The following is a 12,710-nucleotide window of genomic DNA, read 5'->3' as shown; positions in this document are numbered from 1 at the left end:
ATGAATATACAAAGCTCGAATCCGCTGTCTTTGTTGTCTGGCGCCGACCCGACGGCCGGCCTTGGTGCTGGAATGCTGGGCGACGGCGTCAACCCGGGGCTGTTTTCCGCGACATTCCTGGAACAATTGGCCCAGTTGCAGACTAGTCTGGCGAATAGTGCGGGCGGCAGCGGCGGAGAATTGGCGAATTTGCAGCAATTCAGCGGTATAAATGCCGAGAATTTGACCGGCCGCGACCTGCAAAAAGTTGCCGCTATGTTCGGCAATAGCGTGCCGACGGCGGCCAAACTTGACCAGGATATCGATCTGGACGATACGATGGCGGCGTTAGCCGACGTGCTACAGTATTTACAGAGCCTGGACAGCGTGCCGGCAACCCCGCCTCCCACTCCGGCAATAGCTGGCGCCGTTCAAGACGATCAGAATTCGGAAGAAGCCGATGCCGTTCTGGCGGCAGCGCAGGCCGCGGCGGCGCTGGCGCAGATACAGGCCAATTCTGCGAGCGCCAGCGACACCTCGGCCACGCAAGTTTCCGGAGCGAGCGATCTGTTAAGCAGTGCCGATCCGGTAGGTCAGGCACTGGCGATAGTCGGCAACAACTCGGCCGAAACCGGTGTGAAGACCAAACTGGAGGCGGCGTCAGTCTCGGCAAAAAGCGAGTCGCCGGGTCAGCCGGCCGATGCCGGCTTGGCGAAGGCGCTGTCCGGCCAGGACCAAGCCGATCTGCGGCAAGATAGCCCGGAAGATTCCGCTAACGCTTTCGGCAACGAGGCGGACGCGATTGCCGCAAAAAACCAAACGGGTTCGGTTGACAATGGCAAACATTTTGCGGCGATGGCGGCCGATATTGCCCAATTGTCGAAGTCGGTCAACTCTGCCGGCCATAGTCCGGCAACGGCTGAAATATCCAAGCATTTGGCTCAGCCGGGCTGGAACGTGGAGCTTGGCGAAAAATTGCTTTGGATGCACAAACAGGATATTCCGTCGGCCGAAATTCGGTTGAACCCCGAACACATGGGGCCTATTTCGATTAAGATCGACGTCAACCAAGACCAGACCAGTGTTTCTTTCACAACGCAGCATGCGGGAGTCAAAGAAGCGATAGAAGCCGCGTTACCGAAGCTGCGGGAAATGTTGGGCGAGCAAAAGCTGGATTTGGCGGACGTTAATGTGTCCCAGCAACATTCCGAACAAAAACAAGGCCGAGAATCCTATCAAATGGCTGGAGACCAGCGCCGGAGCGGCAATCAAGACCCTGATTTCACCGACGGCGGTGCAAACAACACCTCCGCAACCAATATCCTTGACGAAATCGAAGCCGGGCGTGCTATCGCCAGCAACGGCTTGCTCAGTCTGTTCGCCTAGTCCCCGAGCCGGCGTTGTAACAAAAATTGCTTTGCAAAAACAACGCCGGTTTCTATAATGCCCAGCTTTTTGGAGTCTTCCGGCTCCGAATCCTTGCTTCACCGCCTGCCGGCGGGAAGCTTTCAACCCGTAAGGAGAAATCATGCGACATTATGAAATCGTCTTCTTAGTCCATCCTGACCAAAGTGCTCAGGTGCCGGCTATGATTGAACGTTACAAATCCACCGTTGAAGAAGCCTCAGGCAAAATTCACCGGCTGGAAGACTGGGGCCGTAGACATCTGGCCTATCCGATCAAAAAAATTCACAAAGCGCATTACGTGCTGATGAATATCGAATGCGACCAAGCCACTCTGGAAGAACTGGAAGCCGGTTTTCGCTTTAACGACGCCATTTTGCGCAGCCAGACCCTGGCGAAAAAAGAAGCCATCACCGGTCCTTCCGTGATTGCAACCAGCGGCAGCGACGGCCAAAAATCCGCCAGCCGTGCCAAAGGTGACGCCGAAGAAGAAGTCGAAGCCGAAGTCGAAACCAGCGACGAAGCTGAAGTAGCTGCCGATTCAGAGTAACCCAAATTAACGTAGAGAATTTTCATGGCACGTAACAATATCAGACGTAAAAAAGGTTGCCGTTTCAGCGGCGAAGATGCGATCGTGATCGACTACAAAGATCTGGATCTGCTCAGCGAATACATCACCGAAACCGGCAAAATCATTCCGAGCCGGATTACCGGGACTAGCGCGAAATACCAAAGACAGTTGACTGCGGCGATCAAACAAGCCCGTTTTCTGGCTTTGTTGCCGTTTTGCGACGCGCATAAGTAACTGATTCGCAATCCGGAGGAAGGCAGGCGTGCAATTTCTAGCCGCTTTCATCATGAAGGGGAGGGTGCAAGCGATGACCGTTGCATCCAGCTTGGCGTTGCTTTCCCTGTTGTTTCCTCCGATTAGTATCGTAAGTTCGGCCTCGCTAGCCTTGGTCACTTTGCGGCGCGGAGCCGGCGAGGGCATGTACGTCCTGCTGTGTTCCTGCTTGGCGGCCGCGGTGTTGAGCCTGATGTTGCTGGGCAATTATCAGTACGCATTGATGTACGGTCTGGCGTTCTGGCTGCCGGTCTGGTTGATCTCGATCGTCTTGCGCGAGGGCAGACACTTGGTCGTGGCGATCGAAATCGCCGTGTTGCTAGGTTTGGCTGCGGTATTCAGCATTTATGTATTCCAGGAGCAGCCGGCATTGTTTTGGCGGCAAATCCTGGAGTTCATGATTCAGCCGATGTTGAGCGGGCAAACCGATGTTGCCGTCGAACAGATTCGCCAATCGGCGGATACGTTGGCGCATTACATGACTGGTGTCGCCGCGGCGGGTAGCGTTTGCGGCTTGTTGCTGGGCCTGTTTTTGGCCCGGTTTTGGCAGGCCGCGCTCTACAATCCCGGCGGTTTCAGAAGCGAGTTTCTGGCTTTGCGGGCGCATTTGCCGTTCACATTGGCGACACTGGCGCTGGTTGCAGTGGCTTGGTTGAGTCCTGCAGACATCGCAGAGTTCTGCTGGAACGTCTTGCTGGTCATGTTCGTGCTGTATGTCTTTGTCGGTACTGCAGTGCTGCACGCGGCCTTTGCGACCAGCAAGGGCGGTCGGTTCATGGTGCCTTTTCTGTACATCACGTTGATGTTGGTGCCGCACGTGACCGCCGTGGTCGTCCTTTGCGGGCTAAGCGATACTTGGCTGGATTTGCGAAACAAATTTAAACCCAATGGAGCGTAACGCTCCCGATTTTTCGACATACGAGTCGAACCAAGAGGTATAAACGATGGAAGTCATTCTTCTGGAAAAAACCGCCAACCTGGGCAACCTGGGCGACAAAGTCACCATCAAACCGGGTTATGGCAGAAACTACCTGATCCCGCAAGGTAAAGCCGTTCAGGCGACCCCGGCTAAAATCAAGGAATTCGAAGAGCGTCGCGCCGAGCTGGAAAAGCAAGCGGCCGAAAAATTGGCGGCTGCCAACGCCCGTGCCGAAGCTCTGAGCAAACTGGCGATTACGATCGCTCATAAAACCGGCGACGAAGGCCGTCTGTTCGGTTCGGTCGGTACGCTGAACATTGCCGACGCGATCAGCGCTGCCGGCGTCAAAGTCGAAAAGCACGAGGTACGTTTGCCGAACGGCGTGATCCGCAATATCGGCGATTACGACATCGCCATCAACCTGCACACCGACGTCGTCGCGACGCTGACGATTAAAGTCGTAGCGGAGTAAGCGCTTGATCATCGTAACCGGTGGTGCCGGCTTCATCGGCAGTAATCTGGTGTTGGGGCTGAACGCCCGCGGTTACGATGATATTTTGGTGGTCGACCATTTAAGCAACGGTATCAAATTTCGGAATCTGGTCGATTGCCGGATTGCCGATTATCTCGACCGAGCCACGTTTCTCGAACGCCTGCAACAAGGCCGATTCCAAGCCGAATCGATAGCCGCGATATTCCATCAGGGCGCCTGTTCCAGTACCACGGAATGGGACGGCCGTTACATGATGGACAACAATTATGAATACAGCAAAACCCTGTTTCATTATTGCCAAAGCCACAAAATTCCATTTATTTACGCATCCAGCGCAGCCACTTACGGCGCCGATCTGACTTTCAAGGAAGAATTGGCCTACGAAGGTCCGCTGAATGTTTACGGTTACTCCAAGTTCCAATTCGACCAGTATCTGCGCCGGCAAACCAAGTTGACGGCGCCAGTAGTCGGGCTGCGCTACTTCAACGTCTACGGCCCGCGCGAGGCGCACAAGGGCAGCATGGCCAGCGTCGCGTTTCATTTGCATAAGCAGATTCAGCAATCGGACGAATTGAAATTATTCGAAGGTTGCGACGGTTATGCCGACGGCGAGCAACGCCGGGATTTTGTTTACGTTGGCGATGTTGTCGACGTGAATTTGTGGTTTTTGGACCATCCCGAAGTCAGCGGCATCTTCAACTGCGGTACCGGCCGCAGCCAGACCTTTAACGACGTTGCCAATGCGGTGATTCGTTATCATCAACGCGGCTATATCAAATACATCCCGTTTCCGGAGCATCTGAAAGGCTGTTATCAGAGTTTTACCGAAGCCAATCTGGAAAAACTGCGCGCCGTCGGTTGCCAGCATCGGTTTAAGTCGGTGGAAGAAGGTGTTCAGCTCTACATGGAGTGGCTTAACCGTTAGCGTTAACCGCGCTCGCTGATGCCGAAAATCCTGGTTGCGGCCGCGTTTCAAGCGCGTATGCTTATAACGATAAGCAGAATTACAGCCAAGGAGTTCCCCCAATGTCCCTAGCCTACCGATACATCCGTTGGTTTAACCAACTCAGCATCCAGGATATTCCTTTAGTCGGCGGTAAGAATGCGTCGTTGGGCGAAATGTACCAAGCCTTGGCCGTAGAGGGTATCCGGGTGCCGAACGGTTTCGCGATCACCGCAGACGCCTATCGTTGTCTGTTGGATCAAGCCGACGCTTGGCCCCGCTTGCACGAATTATTGGACGATGTCGATGCCGACGACGTTGCCGATCTGGCCCGTCGCGCCCAGCAAGCCCGCGATTTGGTCTACGCCGCGCCGCTGCCCGCTGATTTGCAGGCCGAGATCCATGCCGCATTTGCCGAGTTGCAGCGCGAATACGGCGCTGACTTGACTGTCGCGGTACGCAGTTCCGCCACCGCGGAGGATCTGCCCAACGCCAGTTTTGCCGGGCAACAGGATACCTATCTGAATATTCGCGGCGGTCACAGCTTGCTGGATGCCTGCAAGCGCTGCTTTGCCAGTCTGTTCACCGACCGCGCCATCCATTACCGCATCGACCAGGGTTTCGACCATTTCAAGGTGGCGCTGTCGATTGGCGTAATGAAAATGGTACGCTCCGATTTGGCCGCCAGCGGAGTGATGTTCTCACTCGATACCGAGTCCGGCTTCCAGGATGCGGTGTTCATTACCGGGGCTTACGGCCTGGGCGAAAACGTGGTGCAGGGTGCGGTCGATCCGGACGAGTTTTATGTGCACAAGCCTACCTTTGCCCAAGGTTACCGCGCGGTGCTGCGCCGCAACCTGGGGGCGAAAAAGATCAAGATGGTCTATAGCGACGGTACTACCCGCGAGCCGGTACGCAACATCGCCACTGCCAACGACGAACGGCGCCGCTTTTGCATCGCCGACGCCGAAGTGCTGGAACTGGCCGACTATGCGACCAAAATCGAACGCCATTATGGCCGGCCAATGGACATGGAATGGGCCAAGGACGGGCTGGACGGCAAACTTTACCTCGTGCAGGCCCGGCCGGAGACGGTGGCTTCGCAGCGTAGCGGCAACGTGTTGGAACAATACCGCTTGTTGGCGCAGGGTGTGGTCATCGCCCGCGGTCACGCGGTCGGCAGTAAAATAGCCGCCGGCAAGGCGCGGGTGATTGCCAGCGTGGCGCAGTTATCCAGTTTTAAGCCCGGCGAAGTGTTGATCGCCGATATGACCACGCCGGACTGGGAACCGGTGATGAAAACCGCCGCCGCCATCGTCACCAATCGCGGCGGCCGTACCTGCCATGCGGCGATCATCGCCCGCGAACTGGGCGTGCCCGCGGTAATCGGCTGCGAGAACGCGACGACGGCAATCGCCAGTGGTAGCGAGATTACGGTCAGTTGCGCCGAGGGCGACGTCGGCAAGGTTTATCAGGGGCAGGTCGAATTCGAGGTGCTGCGGACCGATCTGGCCCAAATGCAGCGGCCGAAGACCAAAATCATGCTGAATCTGGGCAATCCGGAATTGGCCTTCAAGCACAGCTTTTTGCCGAATGACGGCGTCGGCTTGGCGCGGATGGAATTCATCATTACCGAATACATCAAGGCGCATCCGCTGGCCTTGATTCATCCGGAGCGGGTTCAGGATGCCGCCGAGTTGGAACAACTCAAGCGTTTGACCGAGGGTTACGAAAGCCCGGAAGAGTTTTTTATCCAGCGGCTGGCCGAAGGCGTGGCGACGATTGCCGCCGCGTTTTATCCCAAGCCGGTGGTGGTGCGGATGTCGGACTTCAAGACCAACGAATACGCCACGTTGTTGGGCGGGCGCTGGTTCGAGCAGGACGAGGCCAATCCGATGATCGGTTTTCGCGGCGCGTCGCGCTACGTGCATCCGGCTTACGCCGAGGGCTTCGCCTTGGAATGCGCGGCTATGAAGCGGGTGCGCGAGACGATGGGTTTGACCAATCTGATATTGATGATCCCGTTTTGCCGGCGCATCGACGAGGCGGAGCGGGTGTTGGCGGCGATGGCCGGCCACGGCTTGCAGCGTGGTGATAACGGCCTGGAAATCTACGTGATGTGCGAGATTCCGAATAACGTGATTCTGATCGACGAATTTGCCAAACTTTTCGACGGTTTTTCGATCGGCTCCAACGACTTGACCCAATTGACGCTGGGTGTCGATCGCGATTCGGAGATTGTTGCCAACGACTTCGACGAGCGCGATCCCGGCGTCAAAACGATGATTCGGCTGGCGGTGGAAGGCGCCCGGCGCAACGGCCGCCATTCCGGTTTGTGCGGCCAGGCGCCGTCGGATTATCCGGAAATGGCCGAATATCTAGTGGAAATCGGGATCGATTCGATGAGCTTGAATCCTGACACTGTGTTACCCACAACGCAGCGGGTGTTGGAATTGGAACAGTGCTTGGGGCGATAGCCAAGCGGAGATGTCCTGAGCGATCATGACGCCGGACCGTTATTATGGGCTGGTTTTTTGCCGGGGCTTGCGGATCAGTCAGTCTGTCAAGCATCGCTTTCGGCTAGTTGCCCGCGTCGAGCGCTGGCTTAAAGTTTTTCCAATACCGATGCTTTCCAACCGTGTTGTTCCAATTTTCGCTCATTCCCATGGAGAATTTCATGCCAGATTTGCGGCCTCGTTCTGCGAGTTCTGAATTTTGTTCGCCGTTGCGCGGTGGTTAATCGGCTTATGCGATTCGTCTACACCTTGCTGTTCCATTTGGCATTGCCGATGGTGTTGCTGCGCTTGTATTGGCGCGGGGCCAAAGCGCCGGAATACCGGCGACGCTGGCGCGAACGCTTGGGAGTTTACTCATTTCAATCCCGCCAAGGCGTGCTCTGGTTTCACGCGGTCTCGGTCGGCGAGGCCGAAGCGGCGTTTCCGCTAATAAAATGGATGCAATCTCAATATCCCGAATTGCCGGTGCTGGTGACGACGACCACGCCGACCGGTTCGGCCCGCGTGCGGGCAGTGTTGGCCGATAGGGTCGAGCATGTGTACTTGCCATACGATTTGCCACTGGTGGTGGGCCGCTTTATCGCGCATTTTCGGCCCCGCCTGGCGGTAATCATGGAGAAAGAGATCTGGCCGAACCTGTTTGCCGCCTGCGCCGAGGCTTCTCTACCGCTGTATATCGTCAATGCCCGGTTGTCGGAGCGTTCGGCGCAGTCTTATCAAAGAATCCCGGCCTTGGTGCGGCAGGCACTGGCCGGTGTGGCGGCGATTGCAGTGCAAACCGTTGATGACCGGACTCGGTTTATCCAGATCGGAGCTCAACCCGATCGCGTGCGGGTGCTCGGCAATATCAAATTCGACGTGACCGTAGCGCCCGAGGTGCAGGGGCGAGGACAAACTCTAAAGGCCCAGGCATTTGCCGGGCGTTGGGTTCTGGTGCTTGCGAGTAGTCATCACGGTGAAGAAGAGGTGTTCCTCGCACTTTATCCGCAGCTAAAAGCCGCGCTGCCCGAATTTTTATTGCTGATCGTGCCGCGGCATCCCGAGCGCTTTCTAACGGTGAGAGCGCTCTGCGAGCAACGTGGGTTGCAAGTGGTGATGCGCAGCGAACAGCGGGCTTGCAGCGCACAGACCGACGTTTATATCGGCGACAGCATGGGCGAATTGAAAATGCTGTATGCCGCGGCCGATGCTGCGTTCGTCGGCGGGAGTTTGGTTCCGGTTGGCGGCCACAATGTGTTGGAACCGGCGGCTGCCGGCGTACCGGTAATCTTCGGTCCGGAAATGTTTAATTTTCAGGAAATAGCCGAGCGCATGCTCGCCGCCGAAGCGGCCGTTCAGTGTGCCGGGGCTCAGGCCTTGCCAGCTGCGGTGTTACGCCTTTATCAAGATATCGACTTTAAAAATCGTCTGGTTGGCAACGCTCGGCAGTTTGTTGCCGACAATCAAGGAGCGGCTGAGCGGACTGCTGCATTATTGGCTGAAAGCTTGGATGTTTGAAGCGGTCCTGACGGTTTGGCGAAAAGGGCTCGGTGTTTTCCGTTATAATTCGTCGGTTTTTAATTTTTTAGGTTAATAGCGGATTATGTCGGATATTAAAAAAGTGGTGCTGGCCTATTCGGGCGGTCTGGATACTTCAGTGATCTTGAAATGGCTGCAAGATGTTTACCAATGTGAGGTCGTAACATTTACCGCCGACATCGGCCAGGGCGAAGAGCTGGAGCCGGCACGGGCCAAGGCTAAGGCAGCCGGCATCAAGGAAATCTATATCGACGATTTGCGCGAGGAATTTGCCCGCGATTTCGTATTTCCGATGTTCCGCGCCAATACCATTTACGAGGGCGAATATCTGCTGGGTACCTCCATCGCCCGGCCGCTGATCGCCAAGCGTCTGATCGAAATTGCCAACGAAACCGGCGCCGACGCGATTTCCCACGGTGCTACCGGCAAGGGCAACGACCAAGTCCGCTTCGAGTTGGGTGCTTATGCGTTGCGGCCGGACATTAAGGTTATTGCGCCCTGGCGGGAATGGGATTTGAATTCACGGCAAAAACTGCTGGATTACGCCGAGCAGCATGGCATCTCGGTGGAGATGAAGAAAGGTAAAACCTCGCCCTACTCAATGGATGCCAACTCGTTGCATATTTCCTACGAAGGCCGGATTCTGGAAAATCCGTGGACCGAGCCGGAAGAAGACATGTGGCGCTGGAGTGTGTCGCCGGAAAATGCGCCGGACCAAGCCACTTATGTCGAATTGACCTATGAAAAAGGCGATATCGTCGCCATCGACGGTGAACCGCATACGCCGCATCAGGTCATGGAAAAACTGAACAAAATCGCTGGCGCCAATGGTGTCGGTCGCCTGGATATCGTCGAGAACCGTTACGTGGGTATGAAATCGCGCGGTTGCTACGAAACGCCGGCCGGCACCGTGATGTTGAAGGCCCATCGCGCGATCGAATCTCTGACTCTGGACCGCGAGGTGGCGCATTTGAAAGACGAGTTGATGCCGCGTTACGCCTCTCTGATTTACAACGGTTATTGGTGGAGTCCGGAACGCAAAATGCTGCAAACCATGATCGACGAGTCGCAAGTGAACGTGAACGGTAAAGTCCGCGTTAAGTTGTACAAAGGCAACGTGATCGTCGTCGGTCGCCAATCCGAAACCAACAGTTTGTTCGACGAAAACATCGCGACCTTCGAAGAAGACGGCGGCGCCTATAACCAAAAAGACGCCGAAGGCTTTATTAAATTGAACGCCCTGCGGATGCGGATTGCGGCAAAAAAAGGCCGTTAAGCCCGAAAGCAGAAAACAGGACATTTTTCCGCAAGCTTGTATAATGCGCCGATAACTGTCCGCCGATCGTAGTACTTGGCTACGTCGGCGGGCAGAGACGCTTCCCGATTAGCAAGATTAAAACAATAATGAGCGACATGCCTGAGATTAATCCGGATGAAGTCATAAGCGACACGCGCGAGATTGTCTATTTGCGGACCGCAAACCAGCATCGGGCATTGGTAAAAGCCAACCGCGTGCTGCTGCTGTTGGTGATGGGGTTGATGGCGGTTGTGTTTGTGTTGGGGTTTGTGTTGTTGCCCAGACAAAATTTGCTGACCGAGATCCAAAAACATCAGACCTTGTCTGCGGTTTATGCGACTCAGAACCCGGCGCTATCTGCAGAAATTAGTGCTTTGAAAGGGCAGTTATTCGGTTTGTTGAGTGGTTCAATCGAAAGCAAATTGCGGACATTGGAAGAGAATATTAAAAAAGGCAGCGTTGCCGATTCCTTGGATACGATTCGCGATTTGAAAGGGGATGTAAAAATCCTGACGACCTATTCGATCGATTCGCCGGCCAGAGCCGATGGCGCGGCAGTGAATCAGGCCTTGATCAAGGAATTGAACGATGTAAAGGATTTGGTTTATCTGACCTTCGTTTCTTGCGGTTTGATGATCGCGGCGATTGCCGGGGTCTGGCTGCGTGGTCGTTACCGTCTAACGCATCAGCGAAGTCGCCAAGCCTATCTTGGCAGAGGCGATTAGCCCGCTATTTTATTTAGCGAATAAAAAAGCCGCTATCCGTTACGGATAGCGGCTTTTTATTTGCCTGTCGAACTGCGATTATTTTTTCAAATATTCGTAGACTGCGTCGATGGCTTGGTCTTCGGTATAACCAGCTTTTTTGACAGGACCCACTTCCATGATCGCTGCGGTGGCTTTAGGCATGCCGTTTTTGCCGTTTTTCAGGACGCTGGCGAACTGGTCTTTCGGCAGTTTACCCGCTTTGATCAGTTCTTTCAGTTGTGGGTTAGAAGAGATGTCATGGCAAGCGCCGCAACCACGGCCGAAAGCACGCTCGTAAATTTTTGCGCCGATTTCTTCCGCTTCGTTAGCTGCAACTTGGCCGCTGATCGCGATAAGAGCTGCGCCTACTAATAAACCGAATGATTTTTTCATTTTCTTCTCTCGTTGTGTTTAAAAAAAGAACTGCGTATTGTTGTTTTGAATAAGCAGCTCACAGGGAAGTTAAGCGGGTAAAGGATAGGGAACTTTGGCAAAAAATTCAATCGATTTTCTGTTGCACCACTGCCGTTAGCCCGCTTGCGGCCTGATTTTTCCAACCAAAGCTTAAATTTGGCTGAAATCGGGAAATTGTCCCGCAATCGCCTAGCAGATGGGTAGAAACCACTCCAGTTGTTCGCGTAAACGTACAACGGTACCGACAATAATTAAGGTCGGCGGCTTGATATCGGCATTCTCCACTTTTTTCGGCATATCGCTCAAAGTCCCGGTAATCACCCGTTGGTGGCGGGTGGTACCTTGCTGAATCAGCGCAATGGGTTGGTCGGCCGGGCAGCCGTGTTCGATCAGGGATTGGCAAATCGTTTCCAGTCCAACCAAGCCCATATAGATCACGATGGTTTGATTGGGAGCCGCCAGTTGGCTCCAGTTCAGATTGATATTGCCGTCTTTCAAGTGGCCGGTGACAAAGGTGCAGGATTGGGCGTGGTCGCGATGGGTCAACGGGATGCCGGCATAGCTGGCACAGCCGGCCGCGGCGGTAATGCCCGGTACCACTTGAAACTGAATGCCCTGTTGCATTAGCGTTTCGATTTCCTCGCCGCCGCGGCCGAAAATAAACGGGTCGCCGCCTTTCAAGCGGGCCACGCGTTTGCCGGATAGGGCCAGATTGGCGAGCAGTTCGTTGATCGATTCCTGTGGCAGGCTGTGGTTGCTGCGTTGCTTGCCGACGTAGATTTTTTCGGCGTCGCGGCGGGCCATTTCCAGAATCTCTTTCGATACCAGCCGGTCGTAGACGACCACATCCGCCTGCTGCATCAGCCTTAAGGCGCGAAAGGTTAGCAAGTCAGGATCGCCCGGTCCGGCACCGATCAGATACACTTCGCCGCGGCTTTGCGCTTGTTCGGCCGCATCCAGTTTGGCTTGCAGTTCGGCGGCGGCTTGGTCGCGGCGCCCGGAGAACACCAGCTCGGCAATATTGCCCTGTAATGCGTCTTCCCAGAATACTCGGCGTCGAGCTGCATCCGGTAGGCGTTGTTTGACCAATGCCCGGAACTCCTCGGCAAATTGCCCTAGCAGGCCGAACGCGCCAGGAATAGCTGTTTCCACCTTGGATCGCAGCAAACGTGCCAACACCGGCGATACGCCGCCGGAAGAGACCGCGATCGTCAACGGCGAGCGGTCGACGATAGCGGGAAAGATGAAGCTGCATAAGTCCGGGTTATCGACTACATTGACCGGTATGTTACGCGCATTTGCCGCTTGGGCCACTGCTTCGTTGACGCTTCTGGTGTCGGTGGCCGAAACCACTAGGCACATGCCGTCCAGGTCGCTATCGGCGAAAGGTTTTTGGGTCAGCATTACGAGGCCAGCGTTTGCCATGTCGGCGACGCTGTCGCTAACTTCCGGCGCGACTACGCTAATTTTGGCTCCGGCTTTTGCCAATAGCTCAATTTTTCGGCTGGCGATTTCGCCGGCACCAACAATCAGGCAGGATTGGCCCTTGAGTTTTAAAAATAGCGGAAAGTAATCCATGGTCCTTGATTTTCGGGGTCTGGGGGTTGATGTTATGATACGTGCCGTCAATTAGCGAT

General features: G+C 55.1%; 12 protein-coding genes. 10 read left to right on the top strand and 2 right to left on the bottom strand.

All coding sequences use genetic code 11. The annotated features are described in order from the left end of the window. From ACH518_RS16790 to ACH518_RS16745, 10 genes are all read left to right on the top strand, one after another. The gene (locus ACH518_RS16790; protein WP_445370910.1) at positions 1–1,365 is read left to right on the top strand and encodes a flagellar hook-length control protein FliK; all 1,365 of its coding nucleotides are present in this window, start codon (positions 1–3) and stop codon (positions 1,363–1,365) included. Between the two features lie 142 nt (positions 1,366–1,507). After that, positions 1,508–1,933, top strand: a complete 426-nt coding sequence (rpsF, locus tag ACH518_RS16785; protein WP_140912573.1) for a 30S ribosomal protein S6 — start codon at positions 1,508–1,510, stop codon at positions 1,931–1,933. Positions 1,934–1,957: 24 nt separating this feature from the next. Then, positions 1,958–2,188 (top strand): 30S ribosomal protein S18, encoded by a 231-nt coding sequence (rpsR, locus tag ACH518_RS16780; protein ID WP_054758676.1) that lies wholly within the window; start codon positions 1,958–1,960, stop codon positions 2,186–2,188. Positions 2,189–2,216: 28 nt separating this feature from the next. Next, positions 2,217–3,125, top strand: coding sequence for a hypothetical protein (locus tag ACH518_RS16775; protein WP_445370909.1), 909 nt, complete (start codon positions 2,217–2,219; stop codon positions 3,123–3,125). A 46-nt stretch (positions 3,126–3,171) separates the two neighbouring features. Next, positions 3,172–3,618, top strand: coding sequence for a 50S ribosomal protein L9 (gene rplI, locus ACH518_RS16770; protein ID WP_140912575.1), 447 nt, complete (start codon positions 3,172–3,174; stop codon positions 3,616–3,618). Between the two features lie 4 nt (positions 3,619–3,622). Further along, complete coding sequence (gene rfaD / locus ACH518_RS16765; RefSeq protein WP_278211570.1) at positions 3,623–4,564, top strand: ADP-glyceromanno-heptose 6-epimerase; 942 nt, start codon at positions 3,623–3,625, stop codon at positions 4,562–4,564. A 101-nt stretch (positions 4,565–4,665) separates the two neighbouring features. Next, positions 4,666–7,059, top strand: coding sequence for a phosphoenolpyruvate synthase (gene ppsA, locus ACH518_RS16760; RefSeq protein WP_445370908.1), 2,394 nt, complete (start codon positions 4,666–4,668; stop codon positions 7,057–7,059). 270 nt (positions 7,060–7,329) lie between these two features. Beyond that, positions 7,330–8,595, top strand: coding sequence for a lipid IV(A) 3-deoxy-D-manno-octulosonic acid transferase (gene waaA, locus ACH518_RS16755; protein ID WP_445370907.1), 1,266 nt, complete (start codon positions 7,330–7,332; stop codon positions 8,593–8,595). 85 nt (positions 8,596–8,680) lie between these two features. Then, positions 8,681–9,892 (top strand): argininosuccinate synthase, encoded by a 1,212-nt coding sequence (locus ACH518_RS16750; protein ID WP_140912579.1) that lies wholly within the window; start codon positions 8,681–8,683, stop codon positions 9,890–9,892. 128 nt (positions 9,893–10,020) lie between these two features. Beyond that, positions 10,021–10,638 (top strand): hypothetical protein, encoded by a 618-nt coding sequence (locus ACH518_RS16745; RefSeq protein ID WP_445370906.1) that lies wholly within the window; start codon positions 10,021–10,023, stop codon positions 10,636–10,638. Positions 10,639–10,716: 78 nt separating this feature from the next. Here the strand turns inward: ACH518_RS16745 and ACH518_RS16740 are convergent, their stop codons facing one another. After that, on the bottom strand, positions 10,717–11,052 hold the full coding sequence (locus tag ACH518_RS16740) for a c-type cytochrome (protein ID WP_140912581.1): 336 nt from the start codon (positions 11,050–11,052) through the stop codon (positions 10,717–10,719). 210 nt (positions 11,053–11,262) lie between these two features. Further along, positions 11,263–12,651 (bottom strand): siroheme synthase CysG, encoded by a 1,389-nt coding sequence (cysG, locus tag ACH518_RS16735; protein WP_445370905.1) that lies wholly within the window; start codon positions 12,649–12,651, stop codon positions 11,263–11,265. Positions 12,652–12,710 lie beyond the last annotated feature (59 nt).

Source organism: Methylomonas sp. HW2-6 (assembly GCF_052474525.1).
Note: the sequence above shows the minus strand (reverse complement) of the source record. Positions and strands in the feature narration are given on the sequence as shown.